21 protein-coding genes and 1 pseudogene are annotated in these 22965 nt (G+C 35.3%); 9 read left to right on the top strand and 13 right to left on the bottom strand.

Features of this window, described 5'->3' with window-relative positions:
* The first annotated feature begins 20 nt into the window (after window positions 1-20).
* From ACFVT8_RS12935 to ACFVT8_RS12910, 6 genes and pseudogenes are all read left to right on the top strand, one after another.
* A complete protein-coding gene (locus ACFVT8_RS12935; protein ID WP_387080677.1) occupies window positions 21-932 on the top strand; it encodes a LysR family transcriptional regulator in 912 nt (303 codons plus the stop codon).
* A gap of 64 nt (window positions 933-996) precedes the next feature.
* Window positions 997-1446, top strand: coding sequence for a PTS sugar transporter subunit IIA (locus ACFVT8_RS12930; RefSeq protein WP_387080674.1), 450 nt, complete (start codon window positions 997-999; stop codon window positions 1444-1446).
* Between the two features lie 5 nt (window positions 1447-1451).
* Complete coding sequence (locus ACFVT8_RS12925) at window positions 1452-1715, top strand: PTS sugar transporter subunit IIB (RefSeq protein WP_387080671.1); 264 nt, start codon at window positions 1452-1454, stop codon at window positions 1713-1715.
* A gap of 49 nt (window positions 1716-1764) precedes the next feature.
* A pseudogene (locus ACFVT8_RS12920) lies at window positions 1765-3032 on the top strand (PTS ascorbate transporter subunit IIC).
* A 332-nt stretch (window positions 3033-3364) separates the two neighbouring features.
* The gene (locus tag ACFVT8_RS12915) at window positions 3365-4351 is read left to right on the top strand and encodes a BMP family lipoprotein (RefSeq protein ID WP_387080670.1); all 987 of its coding nucleotides are present in this window, start codon (window positions 3365-3367) and stop codon (window positions 4349-4351) included.
* Window positions 4348-6009, top strand: coding sequence for a methyl-accepting chemotaxis protein (locus tag ACFVT8_RS12910; protein ID WP_387080667.1), 1662 nt, complete (start codon window positions 4348-4350; stop codon window positions 6007-6009). The genes ACFVT8_RS12915 and ACFVT8_RS12910 overlap by 4 nt, the downstream gene beginning before the upstream one ends.
* 106 nt (window positions 6010-6115) lie before the next feature.
* Here the strand turns inward: ACFVT8_RS12910 and ACFVT8_RS12905 are convergent, their stop codons facing one another.
* Entirely contained in the window at window positions 6116-6688 is a 573-nt protein-coding gene (locus ACFVT8_RS12905; RefSeq protein ID WP_387080664.1) for a helix-turn-helix domain-containing protein, read from the bottom strand.
* 85 nt (window positions 6689-6773) lie between these two features.
* Between ACFVT8_RS12905 and ACFVT8_RS12900 the strand changes: the two genes are divergently transcribed.
* The gene (locus ACFVT8_RS12900) at window positions 6774-7739 is read left to right on the top strand and encodes a DMT family transporter (protein ID WP_387080662.1); all 966 of its coding nucleotides are present in this window, start codon (window positions 6774-6776) and stop codon (window positions 7737-7739) included.
* Window positions 7740-7922: 183 nt separating this feature from the next.
* Here the strand turns inward: ACFVT8_RS12900 and ACFVT8_RS12895 are convergent, their stop codons facing one another.
* The gene (locus tag ACFVT8_RS12895) at window positions 7923-8681 is read right to left on the bottom strand and encodes an SDR family NAD(P)-dependent oxidoreductase (RefSeq protein ID WP_387080659.1); all 759 of its coding nucleotides are present in this window, start codon (window positions 8679-8681) and stop codon (window positions 7923-7925) included.
* Window positions 8682-8844: 163 nt separating this feature from the next.
* Here ACFVT8_RS12895 and ACFVT8_RS12890 point away from each other — a divergent pair, with 163 nt between their 5' ends.
* Window positions 8845-10059 carry an AraC family transcriptional regulator gene (locus ACFVT8_RS12890; RefSeq protein ID WP_387080657.1) on the top strand — a complete coding sequence of 405 codons (1215 nt, stop codon included), beginning with the start codon at window positions 8845-8847 and terminating at the stop codon, window positions 10057-10059.
* 88 nt (window positions 10060-10147) lie between these two features.
* Here the strand turns inward: ACFVT8_RS12890 and ACFVT8_RS12885 are convergent, their stop codons facing one another.
* The 11 genes from ACFVT8_RS12885 to ACFVT8_RS12835 all read right to left on the bottom strand — a co-directional run bounded on the left by ACFVT8_RS12885 (window position 10148) and on the right by ACFVT8_RS12835 (window position 21801).
* The gene (locus ACFVT8_RS12885) at window positions 10148-10591 is read right to left on the bottom strand and encodes a GNAT family N-acetyltransferase (RefSeq protein WP_387080654.1); all 444 of its coding nucleotides are present in this window, start codon (window positions 10589-10591) and stop codon (window positions 10148-10150) included.
* A 428-nt stretch (window positions 10592-11019) separates the two neighbouring features.
* Window positions 11020-11433, bottom strand: a complete 414-nt coding sequence (locus tag ACFVT8_RS12880; RefSeq protein WP_387080651.1) for a DUF350 domain-containing protein — start codon at window positions 11431-11433, stop codon at window positions 11020-11022.
* A 64-nt stretch (window positions 11434-11497) separates the two neighbouring features.
* Window positions 11498-12763 (bottom strand): glutathionylspermidine synthase family protein, encoded by a 1266-nt coding sequence (locus ACFVT8_RS12875; protein ID WP_387080649.1) that lies wholly within the window; start codon window positions 12761-12763, stop codon window positions 11498-11500.
* A 2-nt stretch (window positions 12764-12765) separates the two neighbouring features.
* On the bottom strand, window positions 12766-13074 hold the full coding sequence (locus ACFVT8_RS12870) for a hypothetical protein (protein ID WP_387080647.1): 309 nt from the start codon (window positions 13072-13074) through the stop codon (window positions 12766-12768).
* A 19-nt stretch (window positions 13075-13093) separates the two neighbouring features.
* Window positions 13094-13549, bottom strand: coding sequence for a hypothetical protein (locus tag ACFVT8_RS12865; RefSeq protein ID WP_387080644.1), 456 nt, complete (start codon window positions 13547-13549; stop codon window positions 13094-13096).
* Between the two features lie 588 nt (window positions 13550-14137).
* Window positions 14138-14575: a response regulator gene (locus ACFVT8_RS12860; protein ID WP_387080642.1), complete on the bottom strand. Its 438-nt coding sequence runs from the start codon at window positions 14573-14575 to the stop codon at window positions 14138-14140.
* An 80-nt stretch (window positions 14576-14655) separates the two neighbouring features.
* Entirely contained in the window at window positions 14656-15519 is an 864-nt protein-coding gene (gene eutC / locus ACFVT8_RS12855) for an ethanolamine ammonia-lyase subunit EutC (protein WP_387080639.1), read from the bottom strand.
* 15 nt (window positions 15520-15534) lie between these two features.
* A complete protein-coding gene (locus tag ACFVT8_RS12850) occupies window positions 15535-16896 on the bottom strand; it encodes an ethanolamine ammonia-lyase subunit EutB (RefSeq protein ID WP_387081509.1) in 1362 nt (453 codons plus the stop codon).
* Window positions 16897-17096: 200 nt separating this feature from the next.
* On the bottom strand, window positions 17097-18182 hold the full coding sequence (locus ACFVT8_RS12845) for a sensor histidine kinase (protein ID WP_387080637.1): 1086 nt from the start codon (window positions 18180-18182) through the stop codon (window positions 17097-17099).
* A 296-nt stretch (window positions 18183-18478) separates the two neighbouring features.
* Complete coding sequence (locus ACFVT8_RS12840) at window positions 18479-20188, bottom strand: methyl-accepting chemotaxis protein (RefSeq protein WP_387080634.1); 1710 nt, start codon at window positions 20186-20188, stop codon at window positions 18479-18481.
* Window positions 20189-20826: 638 nt separating this feature from the next.
* Entirely contained in the window at window positions 20827-21801 is a 975-nt protein-coding gene (locus ACFVT8_RS12835) for a DMT family transporter (RefSeq protein WP_387080632.1), read from the bottom strand.
* Window positions 21802-21939: 138 nt separating this feature from the next.
* Here ACFVT8_RS12835 and ACFVT8_RS12830 point away from each other — a divergent pair, with 138 nt between their 5' ends.
* Entirely contained in the window at window positions 21940-22797 is an 858-nt protein-coding gene (locus ACFVT8_RS12830) for a LysR family transcriptional regulator (protein ID WP_387080629.1), read from the top strand.
* Window positions 22798-22965 lie beyond the last annotated feature (168 nt).

Here is a 22965-nt window from a genome sequence, read left to right as displayed (position 1 = left end):
ATTTACTTTAGGAGGATAAAATGAATAATGTGAAATTACAGGCGTTTTGCCTACTTGTAGAATTAAAAAAATTAGCTCCTGTTGCCAAAGAGCTTGGTATTACTGCACCGACGGTATCTTTTCATATTCGTTCAATTGAAGAGGAATACGGCATCCGTTTATTTCGGACAAATGCAGGTGGATACCGTTTAACAGAAGCAGGAGAAGGACTCTATCATTACGCTCGGCAAATTGTACAGCTACAAAAAGACATGAACCGTTTTGTTGAAAATCTTTTGGCGGGGAATATCGGCTCCATTCGACTTGGAGCAAGCGGGCTACCTACGCATATTTTTATGCCCGATATAATCCATCACATTTCTACAGCTTATCCTGATATCCGAATATCACTGGAAGTAAAAACAGCACCCGAAATAGAGCAAAAGGTAGCACTTCAAGAATTAGATTTCGGGCTAATTATGGAAACAAAACAAGAAAACCCATCCCTTGTTTACGAAACAATTGGTGAAGACGAACTTATATTGGCATTAAGCCCTACTCATGAACTTGCAGCAAAAAAGGACATCACAAAAGCAGATGTCCTAAAAAACAAAGTATTGTTGCACACTTCCTCAAGTTCAACGAATCATTTTATAGAAAAATGGATGGACTCATTTCACCCATCCATTTATACGATCGAGCTAGATTCTGTTAGTACTATTAAAAAGATGCTTACTTTTGGAAAAACAATTGCCTTTTTGTCAGTTGCTCTTATTGAAGACGAGTTAAAATCAGGATTATTGATCAAAAAAGACTTACACGATATGACACTTAATAGAAAGATCCAACTTATTTACTCTAAATGTCGTCTAGATAGCAAAATGGACTTATTTGTAAAAACTTCAATTTATGATTTAGCCAGGAAATTAAAAATATATCCTTATATGACATAATTCCATAATCAACAATAATAACATGGAATGGGGAATGTTTATCCCTATGAAAGGAGGGTTGTACTTGTTAACTGAGTTACTAACAAAAGATACTATACAACTCGCAAATTTTGTAAATACTTGGCAGGAAGCTATTCATTTAGCGGCAAGTCCACTACTAAAACACAATAAAATCGAAGAACGTTATATTGAGTCAATGATTCATTCCATTGAAAAACACGGACCTTATGTAGTCATAACACCGAAAGTAGCGATTCCACATGCACGGCACACAGAAGGAGTCAATGAGCTAGCCATGAGCTTATTAAGCTTACAAAAGCCAGTTTTGTTTGGACCAGAAAAGCCTGTTTTCTTAATTTTTATCTTGGCTGCGGCCGATCATTCGTCGCATCTGCAGGCATTAGTTGACTTAACAAAGATTTTGCAAGAACCCAATCAAATAGACAGTATCATCGCCTGCCAGCATAAAGACGATATTATCAAAGAAATTCAACAAATTGTGGCAAAGGAGTAATCTTGATGAAGATTTTAGTAGTGTGCGGGAATGGCTTAGGCAGTAGTTTTATTATGGAATTGAATGTAAAAAAAGCGCTAACAGAACTTGGAAAAGTTGCAGAAGTAACTCACACTGATTTAGCATCTGCCAAGGCAGAGAAAGCGGATATTTATATTGGCGCAGAAGATATTGTCTCTCAATTGCCAGAAGAGAGAGGTCATATTGTTAGTATTGTTAATATGATGAGTATTTCAGAAATTAAATTAAAGCTTCAACCGCTGTTATAAAGGATTAAATTTGAGCTTAATTAAAAATTGGATAGGATGAGGTGTTAATGTGTTAGATGTTATTATGAATGACATTTTAGGAACACCAGCTATATTAGTCGGCCTATTCGCTTTTGTCGGTTTATTAATCCAAAAAAAGTCAGCTTCTACCGTTCTTTCTGGTACATTAAAAACGGTTATGGGCTTTGTTATATTGGGCGCAGGTGCAACCGTTTTATTGGTTCTTTAAATCACTTTAGTAAAATGTTTGATCATGCATTTAGCGTCCAAGGAGTTATCCCAAATAATGAAGCGATTGTAGCAGCTGCTCAAACTAGTTTCGGAACAGCTACTGCCATGATTATGGTTTTCGGTATGATTATGAACATTTTATTCGCGCGATTTACGCCTTTAAAATATATATTTTTAACTGGTCATCATACATTATTTATGGCGTGTTTAATCGCAGCATCACTCTCAGTCGGTGGTATGAGTGGCACCCCTCTTATAATCGTTGGCTCTATTATACTTGGTCTTTGTATGGTCATATTCCCTGCCATTTTACAACCAACTGTTCGTCAAATAACCGGCAGTGATGATTTTGCTGTTGGCCATTTTGGCAGTGTTGGTTATTATGTATCTGCTAAAATTGGGAAGCTCTTTGGAAACAAAGCCAAATCAACGGAAGATATAAAAGTACCACAATCTCTTGGTTTCTTAAGAGATACATCTGTAGCTGTATCCTTAACTATGAGTCTATTTTTCATTATCGTTGCCCTAGTCGCAGGTCCATCCTATATTGAGACACAGTTATCTGGCGGTTCGAATTTTATCGTCTTTGCCATTATTCAAGCTATTACCTTTGCCGCTGGTGTCTATATCATCTTGGCTGGAGTGCGAATGCTAATTGCCGAGATTATTCCTGCCTTTAAAGGGATTGCAGATAAACTAGTGCCAAATACAAAGCCTGCATTAGACTGCCCTACAATTTTTCCTTTCGCACCAAATGCAGTTATTATTGGCTTCCTGTTTAGCTTTGTAGCAGGTTTAGTGTCCATGTTTATCCTTCCCCTCATAGGGCTAAAAGTGATTGTACCTGGGCTTGTGCCACATTTCTTCACGGGTGCGGCTGCAGGAGTATTCGGTAATGCAACTGGAGGTAGACGCGGTGCTATAGTAGGAGCATTTGCTAACGGATTAATTATTAGCTTTATCCCCGCGATTCTACTTATCTTTATGGGGGATATCGGCTATGAAGGAACTACTTTTGGCGATTCAGACTTCGGCATTGTAGGGATCATTATTATAAATGTATTGAAATTATTTGGTGCGGTTTAATTCATTACTATTGAACGGCGAGCCTTGCAAACTCTTTGGACGTTTGCGAGGCTTTTTTATTGTCTAAAATAAAGAGTTGATTATGTTAAATATACAAATTCTTTACAATATCTCCATACCTTTTTCACTATATACATAGAGAAAATCCATTACAAAACAAACTAAATACTCATTGCTTAGAAAATATCAAGGATGATTTGAACCCATTTTCCTGTAGTAAATTGTAAATAATCTGATAGTATTTAATGGTAAAACAAAAATCGTCGTCTGACATCTGACATAAATTAACTATTTGTCGATATAAATAATACATACAATTGGAGGTACTTATATTGAAAAAAATCATGATTGGCTTGTGTTTAATAGCTTTGCTAATAGCAGGCTGTTCAACAGCTTCGCCAGAAAAAGAGAAAAACGATTATAAAATCGGTATCTTGCTTTCAGATGCAGGGCTTGGTGATGAATCGTTTAATGATTCAGCTTTTAAAGGGCTCGAGAAGGCTCGAGATGAATTAGGTATTTTGTTTGATTATAAAGAGGCACCTGATGGCAATTACGAACAGAAGCTAGAGGAACTGGTAGCAGAAAAGTATAACGTCATTATCGGTCTTGGATTCTCTGTACAAGAAGCTTTAGAAAAGACAGCGAAAAAATACCCTGATCAGCAATTTATTCTTATTGATGGTCAATCAGATGTTTCAAATATCATTTCAATCACTTTTAAAGAGCAGGAAGGTAGCTTTTTACTTGGTATGGTTGCCGCAATGACGAGTAAAACAGGAAAAATAGGATTTATTGGTGGTGCAAATGTTCCAGTTATCCATCATTTTGAAAACGGCTTTATTGAGGGAGCTCGATATTTTAATCCAAACATCGAAATTGTTAGTGAGTATGCTGGCACATTTGATGATACAGAGGCTGGTGCCGCAATTGCAGAACGTTACATAAAGAACGGCGTAGATTTTATTTATCATGCAGCGGGCTTCACAGGCTTTGGCGCCATTAAAAAAGCTGAAGAAATGGGCGTATATGCAGCGGGAGTTGATACTGATCAATTTTACATTGCCGAAAAGACGGTCGTAACATCGATGTTAAAAAATGTCGACCAAGCTGTTTTTAAAATGGCCAATACATTAGTTGATGACGGGAAAATTTCCGAAAAATCGTTTTTATTTGGTTTAGCTGATAATGGAGTTGGACTTGCGGATATACGTGTTATTAAACTTACACCTGAACAACAGGCTGCTATTGAAAAAGCAAAAGATGATATTGTCTCAGGTAAAATAAAAGTTACTGCAGAAAAGGGGAACAGCCAGTGACACTACGAAAAAAATTATTTATGAACATACTGATACCCATTGTCCTCGCAATGGTTATGATTGGTTTTATTATCGTTCAAACATTTGATATACAAACAACTGCACAAGATGATACAGAACTATTACTAGCAGTAAAAGAACTTGAACAAAGTTTAGTTGTATCGAGCCAATCATTAAACAATTACACTTTTTTAGATAGTGAGGCCAATAAAAATGAAGCTCTCTCAACTTTAAAAGAAACGAAAGTAAATTTAGAAAAACTCTCCACTATTGCAAAAATATCTGAGCATAAGGCAATCATCAAAAAAATTGAAGGTAAATACGACGAATTAGCAAAAGCTACTGAAGCAGGATTTCTTGCTCACAATCGTCCTGAGATAAAAAAACAAGCAATCAGAATATCCGGTATATTGAACGATATGTATCTACTGAAAAAAGAAACAAATGAATGGTATAAAGAAACGAATGATCTGGCAGCGCAAAAAATTTCTTTTATTACCACAACTACAATAATAGGAAGTATCCTTCTAATTATTGCTACAATCGTTTTTTCGTTTATCGCAGCGAAAAGAATAACAAATCCGATTAATCAAATTGTGGATTATGCACAATTGGTGGCTGCTGGGAATTTGACAATTGACACTTCTTCCCTTTCCTATAAGAAAGACAGTCGAAATGAAGTTGATCAACTGACTGAGAACTTTTCTAAAATGATTGTTAGCTTAAAAAGCACCGTACAATCCATTGATCATGTAGGCAAAAATGTTGGCCTCTTTACCAAAGATGTCACAAGCTATATTGAAACCGTTAACGAAGGCAGTAAACAAATTGCTATATCAACGGATGAATTGGCAAAGGGAAGCCTAACTATTTCAGAAGATATCCAGTCAACTGCTATCCTTATGAATACGATGGCAGATCAATTTACTACTGTTCAGGAGACAAGTGAACAATCAGCAGTGAACGGTAACAAAGCACTTACTGCAGTTCAAAATGGTCGTAGCTCACTAGAAAAGCAATCCTCTATCGCAAAGGATATTTCAGCTACTTCGATTAATATCAAAGAGGCTGTTACTCAATTCTCTCAATTCACAACAGAAATAGAAGGAGCGGCTAATGCAGTCCACACTATTGCGGATCAAACAAATCTCTTAGCATTAAATGCCGCAATCGAAGCGGCACGCGCTGGAGAAGCTGGAAAAGGATTCGCAATTGTGGCAGAGGAAGTCAAAAAACTTTCTAATGAAACAGAAAAAGCAACTACTTTCATCTCTTCGATGGTGACACATATACAAGATGGTATTACGCTCATTCTTTCTACTGCAGAGCATGGACACGAGCTGTCAAAAGAACAATTACAATCGATGAACGATACAGAAAAGTCATTTGAGGCGATTGCAACTCATGTTTTAGACATTAATGATCAGTTACAACACCTTAAGCAGGATATGGAACAAACAAGCGAAATGAGCCAGCAAATGAACAGTGCCATTGAAAACATCTCAGCTATTACGGAAGAAACCGCAGCAGGAACAGAAGAAATTTCTGCTTCTACTCAAGAGCAGTTAGGATCATTCCAAAAAATTAGTGAAAAGGTTTTAGAACTTCAAGAAATGACAAATACATTGTCTGTAGAGCTAAAAAAGTTCACATTATAAAATAAATATAGCTTAAGGATAAATTAATAATACAAGGTAAGATAAACAAAATCCCGAATAACGGACATTATTCGGGATTTTTCTTAATGAAATATGATTACTTATTTCAAGATAAATATTTCATTGTTAAATGGAGAACTGCAACTTCATTTCCGGTGTTTTCATAGCTATGCTTTCGATTTGCTTCAAATTGAATAGAATCATATTCATTTAATTCATACATTTCTTGTCCAACTTGAATCGAAATTTTCCCTTTCATTACTGTTACAAATTCGATAGCTCCTTCATGATGAGGTTCTGCTTCATATATGCTATTGGGCTGCAAACAAGCACGATGCATTTCCAATCCTGTTTCTTTGTTGTAACGAAATATAGTTTCTAATCGCCACATTTGATTTTCTTCTATAATAAATCCTTCTCCGCAGCGTGCAACATTTACTATATCTTCTATAACCATAAGCCGTGACAACGGAATAGATAATCCTTTTGTAATCTTCCAAATGACGCCTAATGTAGGATTCGTTTCTCCTCTTTCGATTTTCCCTAACGTTAATTTACTAACACCCGTTTTTTTTGCTAACTCTTCTAAACTTAATTTTTGCTCATTGCGTATTTGTCGTAACAATTGACCAACTTGCAGAATTACTTCTTTTGTTTGCATATCCTCTTGTTCTTTCATAGAAATCCCTCTTTTCGGTATATTATAGTTTACTTTTCATACAAATAATTATATTATGATATATGTTCAGGAAGGAGCGAACGAAATGCGTGCTATCTTATTAGGTATTTTATCATCTGCGTTTTTTTCAGCTACATTTATTATAAATCGAGTTATGAACGTATCAGGAACAAGCTGGGCTTGGACTGCTTCCTTCCGATTTTTATTCGCTTTACCCATTTTATTCTTTATCGTCCTATTTCGCAAAAACCTTCGTCCACTATGGGTAGAAATGCGTAAACATCCTTTGGCCTGGCTTGGTTATGGCACAATAGCCGGGATTGGATTTTATTCCTTATTAAGCTACGCTGCTGTATTTAGTCCTGCATGGCTCGTAGCAGGTACATGGCAAATAACTATTTTAGCTGGTTTGTTATTATCTCCGTTATTTTTCATTACATTGGAGACGAAGTCAGGAGTTAAACGAGTTCGCGGTAAAATTCCAATGCGAAGCTTACTCGTTTCCTTATTTATATTAACGGGTGTCATTTGTATGCAATTAACAGAAGCTGGAGATATTACTATTTCTCAATTTTTATCTGGCTTCCTCCCTGTAGTTATCGCTGCATTCTTATATCCTTTCGGTAATAGAAAAATGATGGAAGTCGTTGCTGGTCGCTTAGATACATTTCAACGCGTGTTAGGCATGGCAATTGGAAGCCTTCCTGTCAGTATAATATTAGCGATTTATGGTTGGACTACAACTGGCATACCAACATCTGGGCAAATCATGCAAGGTTTCCTATTGGCAGTATGTTCGGGTGTTATCGCGACAATGACATTTTTCTTCGCTACTGACTTAGCGAAAAATAACCTTTCTTTGTTAGGGGCAGTGGAGGCAACACAAGCTGGAACAATGGTATTTACTGTTCTTGGTGAAATTGTTTTTTTAAACGGTTCTTGGCCTGTTGGAGTATCTTTAATCGGTATGATCATTATCATGATTGGAATGATAGCAAATAGTATTTTAAATCGATCTGTTCCAGTATCCAAACAAAAGAAAATAGCATAGTTTTTCTTTCTCAAAGTAGCATTTTACATTAAGAAGCGTGTTTTAAACAGAAAACTGATTAAAACACGCTCAAATGAATTATTCATATATAACTATGTTTAATAGAAGCTTTAGGATATATTAAAAACACAAGATATGAAAAACAAAAATCCCGAATACGTTCAATATTCGGGATTTTTCTTATTATAAGGTTAAACCACCATCAACAAGAACTATTGATCCTGTCATATAGCTAGCGCGTTCAGATGCTAAGAAAACAACCATTTCTGCTAACTCTTCTGGTGCTGCATAACGTCCCATTCGCATATTCGGAAGTTCATCTGGAATATAGCCAGTTGTTTCAAACATTTCCGTAACACTATTTGTTAACGCTGTTTGAACACCGCCTGGACAAATAGCATTAATGCGAATACCTTTTTTAACGTATTCTAACGAAGCAGATTTAGTCAAACCAACTACAGCATGTTTACTTGCAGAATATGCAGCCATACTGTGTTCGCTTCGGATACCCGCTGTTGAAGCTGTATTAATGATTGAACCACTACCTTGACCTTCCATTACTTTCAAAACATGTTTTAAGCCAAGAAATACACCTTTTACATTGATGGACATAATACGATCATATTCAGTATCTTCAATCTCTGTAAGTGGTGAAATTTTTTGGATAATCCCAGCATTATTGAAAAATACATCGATACGTCCATATGTTTCAATCGTAGCATTTACATATTTCTGAACATCTTCACTTTTCGAAACATCTGCTTGAACGAAGATACCTTCGCCACCCTGTTCCTTAATCAGGCTTAAAGTTTCTTCACCTGTTTCCTTATTGAAGTCGACCACTACAACTTTTGCGCCATTACTAGCAATTTTAATACTGCTAGCTCTACCAATACCGCTTCCAGCTCCAGTTACTACTGCAATTTTATTTAAAAGATCCATACTTAATTTCCCCCTTGATATAGTTAATTCACTGTCTATTTTATTGCCAAATCAACATTTTTTATTGTATTATTCTACACAAAATAGTATTTTCTCATTGTGTTTAGCCAAAAATATTACTACTTTCATTGTTATTATTAAAAATAGAAACGGGGTTAGAAAGATGAAAATCTCCTCAATCGATCTTCAATATATTTGTCAACTAATTTATGAAACACATAATCTTTCTGTTTTTTATATCGATCAATTTGGGGAAATTGCTTTTGAGTACACTTCAAAAAATCTCCAAGAAAACTCACATTTTGCTCCTTTAAAAGATCACATTCGAGCATACCCATTTCATACTACTCCTAGTGATTTCCCGATTTTTTTCTCTAACGCTAAATTAAATTTTTTCTATATTAATTTGAAAATGGATCAGCAATTTTTAGGTTCAATCATAGTAGGACCTTCACTTTCCTCAGAAATGTCTAATGAAAAAATGATAAATTTCTATGATGGTGATCAATCCATCCCTTCTTTCAATTACCAACAATTTTTATCAATTAGTTTATTCGTTTACTATCTTATTTATCGACAAAAACTAAACAAAACGATTGTTATACATAACAACCAAGCATTAAAGCCGATTATTATCCAAGAAGAAAATACGATTCTTGAACTTTCAAATGCAAGAAGAAACTATATTGTTCATACAAACCTATATTATGAAAAAATATTGTTAGACTATGTAAAAAACGGGCGTAAAGATAAATTAACTGAGGTGCTGAACTACTCTATCGTAGGAGAAGCTGAACTTGGCGTACTTTCTAAACAAAGTCGGCTTAGAAGTTTACAAAATCTAATGATAACTGGAATAGCCCTTACTTGTCGTGCAGCCATAGAAGGTGGATTAAGTGAAGAAACTGCATTCACATTAAGCGATTTCTATATTCAAAAACTCGAGGAACAAGATAGCTGGCATAAAATACTCGCTTTAACAGAGGAAGCCATTTACGACTTTACTAATCGAGTATCTAAAGCAAATAAAGAAATGTATTCTGCTACAATCACATCTTGTCAGCATTATATTGATAATCAAATTTATGGTGAAGTTACTTTGGAACAGCTGGCAGATATTTGCCATTTAAGTCCCAATTATCTATCATCATTATTTAAAAAGGAAGTCGGCATTTCAATCAGTGAATATATTCAACAGCAACGTATTGATGAAGCAAAGAGGCTATTAACTTTCACAAATTATCCAATCTTAGATATCGGTTCATTGCTAAATTTCACTGATCAAAGCTATTTCATTAAAGTCTTTAAAAAATTCACAGGCACCACACCAAAACAGTATAGGAATAAGCATATTAACAGAAACGACACGATAATGTGAAGAGGTAAAGTGGAAATAGAAAAATTAAATAAAAAGTGGGATGTTCTTTTAGTCAATTTGTAGACTTTGAGAACATCCCAAGTAATCATTAGTTAAACAATATATATTTTGCTAACATTTCTCCCCAAGGAGCCATTTCTGACTCTTCAAAACCTATACTGGCATATAGTTTTCTTGCTTGCTCATTGTCCGGCTGATACCCAAGCCAGATGACGTCAGTGTGATCATCTTTACTTCGGATGTCTTCAATAATCAATTTCATTGCGCTCTTGCCATATCCACGCCCTTGAGAATGCTCAGCAATCATAAACCTGTATATCCAATAATTCCCATCATCCGAATCTATCCCGTACATCGCGAAACCGATAAGTATTTCTCCACAATAGATTGCCTTTATCTCCATGTGCGGTAAAAATTTACTTTCTGCAATTGAATACAGATTTGAGGCAATCCAACCTTCCTGTTCTTTCTTAGGCTTTAGTTGAATACAAGCTTCCCAATTGCTTTGATCAATTGATCTTAAACTAATCAAACTTCCGATTCCTCCTCAAGTAGTAGAGAAATCCATGATCCCGAACTCTCTACTAAATTAGTATTCCCCTACTGATAAAACAACATTTATTCTTATATACATGCCACATCACTCCTCATAGATTGTCAACGTTAAACTATACATTTATATAGAGTAAACAAATTTTTCTCACTGTTAGTACCCTACCCTCGTTTATTTCGACATACAGAGTAATATCCCTTCTAAATTTCAACTCATCACCATAAACGTATCATTGATTACCGTTCCGACTAAACGCGTCTGATTCTTATATACATTAACAAATGTCATCCACAACTTGTGGCGAATGGCCTCAGATGTGAACATTCAAATAAAGAGAGAGCATGTCTTTTCAAATAAAAAACATGCTCTCTTTAATGTATTATTATAGTTTTATTAAATACATATTATTAATATGACAAACTTCCTGCTATAATTAATCCTACCGTAATGCCCACTGCAAATAAGCTGAAGCCTACTGCAGTATTTCCTTCTTCAACTTTTTTCTCCAAGCTTGTTTTTGGTGTTAACACGTATTCAATAATCAAATAAACAACTACTTGTGTGGCAATTCCTATTAACCCCCAAATAATAGCATCCAGTATATGAACACTTGAAGACCATACTGTATACAAGGTGATGCCTAAGCCAATCACTTTTCCCCATAGCTTCAATGCTACTGCCAAATTGCCTTCTTTAATTAATTTCCACTCTGAAAATTTTGTTGTAAAAGCAAATGCAACAATACCAATCAAAATGAGAATAAATCCGGTTCCAATATATAATAAAAAATTTAAAAAACTATCTAATGAGAAATATCCCATTCCTTTACACACTCCTTTTAGGATAACTTTAGTTTGATCCAACCTCTTAAATTCTTATAATTTTCTAATAACCTATTGGTAAAAAATAAGATTCGTTATCTGTAATTTGTCCCCCGGCGCGAATGCCGATTGCACTTGCCTTACCATTAATATAAAAGCAACCATACATATAATGCGCTCGTTTGGAGCCCCGTTCTGTTTGAATATTAGTTTGTGGTAATTCTATAAACTGTTGATAAACAGGAAGTTCATCTTTATATGTTTTATGAATATCTTCCGCAATTATTTTACCTGTATTTGAAAAAATCTCGACAGTGTCTCCTTCTCGGCCAAATGCAGGCTTTTTTACAAAACTTTGTCCTTGTTGTAAAAACATATCTGGATCTAGATAAGTTGGTAAAAAATATTTATGTATCGCGTTATGTTCTTCACGTGTATAAAAAGAATGCTGTTCCTCATGTAGCCCCCAAACAAGCGCCATTATTGCCTTAGATTGTAGTAAAAAAGCAGAAGGAGGATTCACAATGGCTAAGTCATGTTGTTCCACTAGTTTCATTAACGATTGACCTACTTTTTCTTTCGTCAATGGATCTTCATCATATATTAAATGTTCAATTGGATACGTTTGTCTATATAAAAGATCGATTTTTTCTCTGTATATATCATAAAGACCTTGTTGTAGGACAACTACTTCATTTTCTATAATCGGCTCATCTACAAGTTGTAATTGATTAAAGTCCATATACTGACTTTTTAATCCAGTTAGTTCCTTTAAATACATCGTTGTAAGTTTATCTTCTTCATGCTCCGAGTGTGCAGCGAAAACAATATTGTTAGCTCCATATCTTCTCCTCGAACGAAGCGACGACGTTATAGCTTTCAAAATTGCTTGTTTTAATTGATCTTCGCATCCATCGTTTGGATTTCCCATCTCAAACTGTTCGCACACTTTCCCATTCACAAAAAAAGCTTCTTTTATAAACGTAGGTGTATCTGCGTTTATTTCTAGTAATTTTACTTGTTCCTCCGTCACTACTAAATCTAAACGAGCAATGACACTTTCTATTGGGAGTGTTTGCAAGCGGATGAAAGAGTGAGTTTCAGAGGGAAATCCAAGTCGCAAAAGTGTCTCATCATCTACCATACGCAACAAAGTAGCCAACTTATAAAAAATATGGCCAATCTGGTCGGTTGCTTGACGAATCTTATTGATTGTTTCAACACTTTCTCTCTTAATATCAAATAGGGCATATTCCATTCCATATATGTCATGCCAAAAATCCTTTATCTGGCTAAAAAACTGTTGCCGATTCTCACGAAATTGGTTCATCTTTATCCTCCAAAACCGCCTTTTGATCCGCTACCTATACCTGATTTGTAATTCGATACATAACTTTTGTAATCAGCACTTTCTTGTAACGAATTTTTTGATTTATAATAATTTCCACCATAATAGTGACTCCCGGCATGTGTTGAATGACTATCATCACAATAATACGTACCCGTCTCATTATCCCAATCCCAATCATCGCAATCCGTTCCAGTTGGCTCTGCATATCCCCTTTCGTCCCCACAGGCAGATAGCGTTACTAAAGCCGCTGCTGCTAATGCCCCTGTCATCATCTTCTTTGTCTTCTTCATTTTAAAATCCCTCCCTACGTTATAACCTATATCCTGTTGGCTTAACATATAAAACATATACGCCACGGTCTTCATCAATTTCAGCTGAGTCCCGCTCCCATTCCTTGTCCTCGATATATGTAAATATACTGCCGATAATACTTAAAATATCTAAATGATTCGTCATATATTCAAATGTTATTAGCGGGTGGTTTTTATAGGCATTTAATTCACGATATTCGAGTTTAATACCTTCATATAAGGGTTCATTGACTTCAATTGGAGTTTCTTCATACAATTTTACATAAATTACAAATAACTCATCCTCAATAGCAGAAGACAATTGCTGATAAGTCTTACCTTCTTTAATAAAAAATTCACATTCTCTTCTAGTTAAAATTTGTGGTAAATCAATATTAGTATAATAATAGATTGGTTCAAACTTGTCTTTCTCTTTTTGCAAACGATATTCTAGCATTGCACCTTCAAATTGCATAACACACTTCCCTTAATAAATATTGAGATTTCCTCTACTTTTAGCCTTCGTTATACTGCCGGCTCGCTCAGGATCTCATCAGTGACGCTGTCCCCAAAGAGTCGCCCAGCCTCCACTCCAATACAAAGGTCATCCACAACTGGTGATGAGCCCGTATTTTTATATTCATAAATAGATTTTCTTATCCATTGGCTCCTTTTTTATACGGCTGTGATTATAAATAGTTTCATATTATTCTACTAAACTGAACTTACAGGTGTGTTGATTAAGAAAAAATAGGTTTATTGAGCAATATATAAGGATTTTTATTATTTAATATGACCTGTATTTATTTTGAATATAAAAAATCTCACTTATAACAGAAAGATTTAACCTTTCTATTATAAGTGAGATTAAGCTTATCTATAGCAGAAAAAATCTTTTACTACTTGCTTTACTTTAGGGTTATAGAAAACCGAATTTTTACCGCTATTCCCAAAAACTCTCCCCATTTACTTGAAATCCTTAATGAGCATGCTTTTAGTTTCGCGTAATGGAAATGCCTACTGCTCAGATAGATGATTACTTTCCTTCAAGTTGCCCTTTTGTTCATTTAATCATCTTTCGCTTTTGAATCTGTTCTTGGGTAAGTTGTAAAGAGTGTTTTATCGTCTGTGTCCTCTTAGCTTGTTGAAGTGCAATCATCACTGCTGGAATTAAGCTAGCTTCAGAAACGGGTTTAACTAGATACCCCATAATATTATCTTGCTTAGACTTTTCTACAAATTCTTTTTGACTGTATGCAGTAATCAACAACACTGGTATATCTAGTTGACGACCAATAACCTCGCTTGCTTTTAAACCGTTAATTTTTGGCATTTCAATATCCATTAATACAAGATCTGGTTTTAACTTAAAAGCGAGTTCAATCGCTCGATCCCCATCTCCTGCTTCCCCGACTACCTCATAGCCGTTAGTCCGGAGCATCATTTTTAAGTCCAGTCTAATAATTGGTTCGTCTTCAGCAATCAGAATCCTTTTTTTCATAAAACATCACAACCTTTCTGGATCCATTGAAAAGTAACTTTACGCCGCATTCATCTCACTACCTTTAGTGGTGGGAGATTTCAGCTGAAAGAAGTTAAATTTCTTTGTTGAGCAAAAGTAACTCCTGAACACTTTGCATGAAGCATTTGTTCGATTAATTCAGATAGATAGGCACCAGCTTCAACTGAAGTCAGTCCATCTCTATGGATATTTGAAATGACCGTCCGATCAGCTTCAACTGTTTTATCAGTAGGCCGATAAATCATGTATGCACTTAAGCTTTCATCTGTGTTTAGGCCAGGTCTTTCACCAATCAATGAAATGATAAGGTCACAATTAACAATAGCAGCTACTTCGTCTTGCACCCATACACGTCCTCGCTTAATAAAAAACGGCTTAGCGACGCTTATATTTTTTAATTTTAACCCTTGAATTAAAGCAGGCAGTAAATCAACAACATTGGCTTCTACCGCAGAGGAACTCAATCCATCACAAATAATAATTTGAACATCTTTGCCTTTATCCCCGTTTTTTTCAAGATACTTAATAGACTCATCTGATAACTTTCGACCAGCATCTAAATCCATTAAGTAAGTTTTCATATCACCAGCTTTTGTTTCCAGCTTATATAAATCCATATGTTGAAGAAAATCATCACTTACATCTCTTAATACAGCATCCTGTGCAGCTGCATGATCAATTAAAAATTGTAAATAGCTTGTCGTCAACATACGCGTTCCAGTTCGACCAATACCAATACGGGCAGGTGTAATACTTTGCGCCCTCTCAATAGATGCAGCGTTATTTGGCTCTTTTACCCCTTCTATACGTTCTTCCGGAAAATAAATAATTTCTTCTTTATGTTGATCGATTTCAGTTTTTGGCGAATTCATGTTTTTCTTTACTTCTTCCACTACTCTTTGAACAATTTCTTGAATATCCATTTTGCTCCTCCCTCCTCAATCAAAAATTGATAAGTCTCCTGCACGTTTTGTCAACTTCCCATTTTTCATTAAACCCATATTCTCCAACCATTTTTCAAATTCCCGAAGTGGTCGTAAGCCCAGAATCTCTCGCAAACTAGCATCATCGTGATAGCTTGTATCTTGATAATTCAGCATGACATCATCTCCACCCGGTACCCCCATGTAAAAATTCGCTCCGGCAACTGCCGTTATGATACCGGCAACCTCCTGATCATTTTGATCGGCATCCATATGATTTGTATAAGTTGGAGCAATCCCCATTGGTAAACCATGTAATTTCCCCATAAATCCATCTTCAAGATCCGCTCTTATTAATTGGCGGCCATCATAAAGTGTCTCAGGTCCAATAAAGCCAGAAACGGTATTCACCATAAAAGGCTTCCAGTGACGTGCATAACCGTAACTTCTTGATTCAAGAGTTTGCATATCTACCCCAAAATCAGCATTTAAAGATACCTCCGAACCTTGTCCTGTTTCAAAATACATAAAGTTTGGACCTGTAGATGTACCATATCGAGCCATCATTTCATAGCCCTCATCAAGAATCTTTTTAGATATACCGAACGCTTCATTCCCTTTTTGTGTACCTGCTAAGCTTTGAAACATAAGTGCTATAGGTGCACCCTGCTTTAAAGCTTCCATTTGTGTTGTTATATGTGCTAAAACACAATTTTGTGTTGGAATTTGCCATTTCTCAATAAACTCATGTGAAATTGTCAAAAGTTTTTTGACGGATTCAACCGTATCCACATTCGGATTTATTCCGATTACGGCATCGCCTGCTCCGTAGGACAACCCTTCCTTTATTGAATACAAAATTCCTTCTGGATCATCATTTGGATGATTTGGCTGACAGCGAAAAGCTAAGCGACCAGGCTCTCCAATTGTAGTATTGCAATGTGCTTGATATTTCATTTTTTGTGAAGCAAGAACAAGATCAATGCTTGACATCAGCTTTGCCACAGCTGAAATCATTTCACTTGTTAGTCCCCTAGAAAGTTTCAATAATTGATCTCTACCTGTATCAGATGACAAAATATAATTTCTCAGATCACCGACAGTCCAACTTTGAATATCTTTGTAAATCGTGTCGCTAATATCATCATAAATCAAGCGTGTTACTTCATCGATCTCATACGGAATAACCGGATTCTCATAAATTTCTTTCAATTGCATCTCGCTAAGTACTACTTTAGCTGCCATGCGCTCAAGCGATGACTCCGCTGCTACACGCGCCATCACATCTCCAGACTTCGCTTCACTTGCTTTTGCAAGTACCTCCCTTACCGACGAAAACGTATAATGAGTTCCTTTTACTACACAAGACAATTTCATCATTTAACACCCCTTTTTATATGGTTAAGATTGCAATACAACGAAAAAAAAGCGCTTTCACTTATCCCTGAAGAAAACTTTCTTCGGGCGTGAAAGGCGCCTTTGCCTCAGATATTATTTTAGTTCATTCTACACTACTAGCAAATATTTTGTAAATAGTCCGAAAACAATAACAACATCAAATAAAAGTGTCATTAGTATTAATTAACTTCGGTAGATATTATCGGAAAGGTTATTGAAACTTTTGTCCCTTCCTCAGAAATAGGGAATGAAAAAACTCCTTGTAACTTCTCTTCTACTAACATATCTACAAGCTGTAATCCTAAAGATGACAGATCGCCTATCGAAAAACGATCATCAATTCCACATCCATCATCTGTTACTGTAATCGTAACCATTTGCTTTCGTTGCCTCAAATTTATAGCAATTTTCCCGTAATTTCGTGAAGGAAAAGCATGCTTAATGCTATTTTGAACTAACTCATTAATAATCAACGCAATGGCTGTTGCTTTATCTGAAGGACAGAATACAGATTCCCCTTCAACAGACACAGTGATATGTTGACCTGGAATAACGGACGAGGAAACTAGCAAAGTAGAAATTTGTTGAATTAAAAGTTTAATATCCGCTTCCTCAACTCCACGCTGTGCCAAATAATCATGCACTAAAGCCATACTAGATATACGAGATATACTGTCATGAAATACCTCAGCCACTTCCTCCGAGTAAGTACGTTGCATTTGTAACCGCAGCAGACTGGAAATAACCTGTAAATTATTTTTTACACGATGATGAATTTCCTGAACGACAATGGCTTGAAAGACACCTTTCTTGTCTTCGCTATTAGTCGCTTTCATAAGCTGCTCTATTTTTCTTTCGTTCTGCACTACCTGTGAGATATCTCTTTCTTTTATTAATACCGCAATGGTTTCCCCATGCAGGTCTTTTATAGGAACAATATCTTGTTGCATGATTCCACGCTCTTCCGTAATTCCTCTTGATCCAAAAACTGGTTTACCGGTTTTTAAACTAAATAATACACCCGGCTCCATTTCTTCAAATGCTATCTGCCCTAGCAAACTTTTTTTATATAAAGATGCTATAGTAGTAGGCTTTGCCTCAGCTACAATTAACGAGGCGTTATCTTCTTCTAAAAGACAATCTATAAAAATATCTGCTTGAGAAAGGTCAGCTATTGTTTGAAGGTTTTTGGTTACATCTAAAATAATTTCACACTGTTCATTTGATAAACTTGTCAATCGTTCTAAATCTAAAACTCCCATCATGATATGCGCCCCTCTTTCTCTAGTTTTCCAAACACTATAGCAAAAATCAAAATTGTGTTCAATGTGATGCAATAGAGTTATTGAATTTTCAAAATAAAACTTTTGCTACTATGTGGCGCTTTAAGTTTCTGAAAAATCCACTTTTTTGTTATTGTAATTAATAATATGAAATTCGTGACAAGGTTTACCCCATATGTAAACAAAAAAACCTGCTATCCTTAGATAACAGGCTTTTTTTGAACAGCCCCATTACCTCTGGACTGCACTTTCTCACTTAATATGACAATTCGTCTTCATTATACTTTGAACATATTTGTTTTTTCCTGTAAGTCTTCCGCCATTTTTGAAAGCGCTGAAGTAGATGCAGTAATTTCTTGCATAGAGGCTAACTGTTCTTCTGTAGCCGCTGAAATATTTTGTGTACCTTCTGCAGAATTTTGGGCAATTCCATTGATTTGCTCCATAGATTTGGTCATTTGATTAACTCCTGTAACCATCTGTTGTACTGATGAAGACACTCCTTGAATTTGAACAGATACCTCATTGATGGCATGTTGAATTTTTTTAAAGGATTCACCTGCGATGTTCACATTGTTAATACCTGTTTCCACTTCATTCGTTGTAAATTGCATTGAATCTACCGCTCTATTCGTTTCCGTTTGAATTCCTGTAATTAACTCAGAGATTCTCTGTGCCGATACAGAAGATTCTTCGGCCAATTTTCGCACTTCTTCCGAAACGACCGCAAAGCCTTTTCCGTGTTCTCCTGCTCTTGCTGCTTCTATCGCCGCATTTAATGCCAGTAGATTAGTTTGTGCTGCAATACTTGTAATAACTTCAACGATTTGTCCAATCTCAGCCGAACGCTCACCTAAACCACTAATTACATTACTTAGACTGCCAATAGAAGTTTGAATGGAGTTCATTTGTTGAACAGCGGTTTTAATAATATCATTTCCATCCACTGAAAGTTGTTCTGCTTGGACAGTAGCCTCTGAAACGTTAGTAGAATTTCTAGCTATTGTTTGTACATCTTGTACCATATGATTAACAACATCTGATGTTTCTACAATTGTTCTAACTTGTTCGTCCGAGCCACTTGCCACCTCTAAAGTAACAGATGCGATATGCTCACTTGCGTCACTCGTTTGTTCCGCACTTGCCGAAAGCTCAACCGAAAATGCTGCCATCTGTTCAGATGATTGTTTCACCTGACCAATTAGATCTCGTAATTGAGCAATCATATGGCTAAATGAAGACGTTAAGACACCTAGTTCATCCTTTGAATTATAGTCTACACTAAAATTCAGTTCTCCAGCTTCCGCTCGTTGAACAGCAAATTTTAATTTTTCAATTGGAGAAATTATATATTTTCGTACTCCTATAAAACCGATTGCCACAAACAGAATTCCTAATACAATTGAAATGATTAAAGAGATCGTGATACCTCTACTTGCCTCAGCTTTACTTTCCATATTCAATGCACTTGCATTTTTTTTATTCAATTCTGATAGCTCTAATCCTTTTGCAGTAATTTCATCCAATACAGGTTTGGCACTTGAATCAAAGAATTTTATTGCTTCCTCATTCTTATTGTCAAGACTTAGTTGAAAAACTTGCTCCATACTTTCTTTAAAGCTTGGATATTGCTGAACCAATTCATTTATTATTTTATTTTCATCCGATTGTAAATTGGTTTCTTTAAGTATTTGAATATTCTTTTCATTCTCTTCAAAAGCATGCATTATTTCATCTTTAATTTGTTTAATAGTTGATTCATCTGTCATAAGGAAAGAACGATACATATTTGAAACAATGATTCGATTGTTAAGCCTATAATCAGTCAAAACTATACTTGGTTCTAGACGGTTTTTAAAAATATTCTCTGTGTTATTCTCCAAAGATTTCATTGTGATATATCCATTCACTTGGATAATACCAACTGTTAAAATGGCTATAAACATTAATAGGACTAACTTTTTAAATATAGATAGATTGCGTAGCATGGTTAATACACTCCTTTTTATATTCAATTTTTAGTGCACATTTTAATGAAAGACAATGAATCGTACATTATCAAAGGTGCGAGCATACATGTTTGTTTGCTTCATGACAACATGGAGGCTAACCTGCTTGCTTTGTCTAATGCTATGTTTTCATTATTTTTACTTTTCTCTTCTTTTTTCTGATAACTTACTTAAATTAATAATGAATCCTCCTGCTTATAGCCCCTCTCAATAACATTAGAAAATCTATTTTCCAAACTATTCACATTATATTACGACATATTTTGATATTTTTAAATAAAAAATCGACAAAATAATACAATTGAGTAAATCAACCTAAATCACTATATTATTTTGAATAAGTAGTTCTTTAGAAGTAGTTCACTATTCTAAAAAAGAATGTCCTAAAAATCATTTACAAACTTTTAGGACATCCCCACGAAGGCGTCGTTACATTCTAGTTACTACTCTCTTAGGAATTTTCACGAAAACTATACACCGCTAACATTTCTCCCCAAGGAGCCATTCCAGCTTCAAAGAACAAAAGAAAGAGCCTGTTTTAAATCGAAAACTGATTAAAACACGCTCTTTCTATAAATTTAATTATTCTCTCAACGAAAATAATAAATCTTCTAACATCAGACAGCCTGGCGTAATTCTTCTTCCTCTTGTATTATCTGCGGATTCGTGTTTTTTTCTTCTCTACGCTGACATACGTTATTCCAAATAAGAGCTGAAATTACAAGTAGAGTACCTGCTATATCAAAGACTGTTATTTTATATCCTTGTATCATCATGATGACCAATGTAGTAATTGGAACGAAATTAATAAATAAAATTCCATTAATAGATGATAAGATTTTCACACCATAATTCCAACTAAGCAATGCTACAATACCTGGCAGTGTCATCATAAACAATAAATCATATTTAATAGTAAAAATCGTTTCCATACTTGGGACTGATACATACCCTTGCATCGTGATGATCATTGTGATAATACCTGTTACAGCTGTGCCAAATACACAAGTTAATGTAGAGTAGCGCAGAGTAGACCAATCATTAAATGTTTGACCGCCCATTGTATAAATGACCCATCCTATAACTCCAATTAAAATGAATGCTAGCGGAATAAGATTATATTTCAGTGTAAGAAAGAAACTCATATCGCCTTTTGTTATAACAAAAGTAGCTCCAACAAAAGCAATAATCATGCTACTAATCATATACTTCTTCGGTTTCACATGTTTATACCCCCAAAGAATAGCAATCGAAATCATCGGCATGAGTGCTTCCATAATTGACGCTACCATAACTCCAGATTTCCCCATTAACATCTGACCTAAGAAAACAAGTACGTTATAAACAGTAAACGCCATCGTCCCAAAAAAGACGAGTAGTTTACCTTTCCCTTCTAAACGAAACGCTTTTTTACCTTCTTTTATCCATAATAAAATGACTAATACAATCGATACTGCACCATATCGAATAATTGAAAAATAGAATGGATTTATATATTCAAGTGCATGATCTGCAACTGGAAACATGGCCCCCCATGACATACTTGCAATTAAACAAGCTACCATCCCTACTATTATTTGACTTTTTCTCACTGTTATTCCTCGTTTCTAAAACAACTACTACTATGAAATCACAATGAGAATTATAAAAAAGAAAATACATCACGTAAAATGATTGAAAGTGATATTAACTATCATTTATAATGATAGTTTTTAGAGGGGGTATGCTCGATGGAACTGCGAGATTTACAGATTTTCAAAAGCGTCGCAAATCACCAAAGCGTCAGCCATGCTGCAAAAGAATTAAATTATGTACAATCCAATGTAACTGCACGTATTAAGCTATTAGAAAAGGAGCTCAATACTCCTCTTTTTTATCGCCATAAAAAAGGGATGACATTAAATCCAGAAGGGCGAAAAATGCTTGCTTACGTTAATAAAATTTTGCAAGATGTCGAGGAAATGAAACAAGTATTTTTAGATAGTGATACACCGACTGGTACATTAAAAATCGGTACAGTCGAAACAGTGAGCATATTACCAACCATTCTAGCTTCTTACTATAAGGGGTATCCTAATGTCGACTTAACACTACAAGCTGGTTTAACTGAGGAACTTATTAAAGAAGTAGCAGACCACCAATTAGATGGTGCTTTTATAACTGGACCAATTAAACATCCGGTTTTAGACCAATATGATGTATATACCGAAAACCTTGTTCTCCTATCACAAAACAAATCCTTTCGTATAGAGGAATTTATGACTACACCAATCCTTGTTTCTAATCAAGGTTGCGGATATCGTTCTAAGCTAGAACTCTGGCTCAAAGATGAGGGTTTACTGCCAAAAAGAATCATGGAATTTAATATATTAGAGACAATTTTAAACAGTGTTGCAATTGGTCTTGGTGTTACACTTGTACCACAATCGGCTGCCGAACATCTTTCTACAACCGGCAAGGTTTATTGTCATCCAATTCCTAAAAAATACGGTACTATTTCAACCGTCTTTATACGACGAAAAGATGCATACATGACAAACTCGATGGAATGTTTTTTAAAAACAATTGCTGAGCATCAGCGTATATAGGGTAACTTCTATCATTTATCGCGTCTTTTCTTCTGCCAGTCATCTTTAACCGTATCTAAAGGTGTAATTCACTGATAAAAAATAGTGAAGTAACAAAAAACGCTTGGTTTTTAGTACCAAGCGTTTTGTTCTAATCAGTGCTAATTATTTGTTTGGCTAGAAAAGATC

Source organism: Lysinibacillus sp. NPDC058147, assembly GCF_042884205.1.
Classification (GTDB): Bacteria; Bacillota; Bacilli; order Bacillales_A; family Planococcaceae; genus Lysinibacillus.
Note: the sequence above shows the minus strand (reverse complement) of the source record. Positions and strands in the feature narration are given on the sequence as shown.

Bases quoted from the DNA above. Each gene is read 5' to 3' on its own strand.
- ACFVT8_RS12850 (WP_387081509.1), bottom strand. From the start codon at position 16,896: ATGAAATTGTCTTGTGTAGTAAAAGGAACTCATTATACGTTTTCGTCG.
- ACFVT8_RS12870 (WP_387080647.1), bottom strand. From the start codon at position 13,074: ATGAAGAAGACAAAGAAGATGATGACAGGGGCATTAGCAGCAGCGGCT.
- ACFVT8_RS12840 (WP_387080634.1), bottom strand. From the start codon at position 20,188: ATGCTACGCAATCTATCTATATTTAAAAAGTTAGTCCTATTAATGTTT.
- ACFVT8_RS12865 (WP_387080644.1), bottom strand. From the start codon at position 13,549: ATGCAATTTGAAGGTGCAATGCTAGAATATCGTTTGCAAAAAGAGAAA.
- ACFVT8_RS12880 (WP_387080651.1), bottom strand. From the start codon at position 11,433: ATGGGATATTTCTCATTAGATAGTTTTTTAAATTTTTTATTATATATT.
- ACFVT8_RS12935 (WP_387080677.1), top strand. From the start codon at position 21: ATGAATAATGTGAAATTACAGGCGTTTTGCCTACTTGTAGAATTAAAA.
- ACFVT8_RS12925 (WP_387080671.1), top strand. From the start codon at position 1,452: ATGAAGATTTTAGTAGTGTGCGGGAATGGCTTAGGCAGTAGTTTTATT.
- ACFVT8_RS12860 (WP_387080642.1), bottom strand. From the start codon at position 14,575: ATGAAAAAAAGGATTCTGATTGCTGAAGACGAACCAATTATTAGACTG.
- ACFVT8_RS12845 (WP_387080637.1), bottom strand. From the start codon at position 18,182: ATGATGGGAGTTTTAGATTTAGAACGATTGACAAGTTTATCAAATGAA.
- ACFVT8_RS12895 (WP_387080659.1), bottom strand. From the start codon at position 8,681: ATGGATCTTTTAAATAAAATTGCAGTAGTAACTGGAGCTGGAAGCGGT.
- ACFVT8_RS12830 (WP_387080629.1), top strand. From the start codon at position 21,940: ATGGAACTGCGAGATTTACAGATTTTCAAAAGCGTCGCAAATCACCAA.
- ACFVT8_RS12900 (WP_387080662.1), top strand. From the start codon at position 6,774: ATGCGTGCTATCTTATTAGGTATTTTATCATCTGCGTTTTTTTCAGCT.
- ACFVT8_RS12875 (WP_387080649.1), bottom strand. From the start codon at position 12,763: ATGAACCAATTTCGTGAGAATCGGCAACAGTTTTTTAGCCAGATAAAG.
- ACFVT8_RS12890 (WP_387080657.1), top strand. From the start codon at position 8,845: ATGAAAATCTCCTCAATCGATCTTCAATATATTTGTCAACTAATTTAT.
- eutC (WP_387080639.1), bottom strand. From the start codon at position 15,519: ATGGATATTCAAGAAATTGTTCAAAGAGTAGTGGAAGAAGTAAAGAAA.
- ACFVT8_RS12905 (WP_387080664.1), bottom strand. From the start codon at position 6,688: ATGAAAGAACAAGAGGATATGCAAACAAAAGAAGTAATTCTGCAAGTT.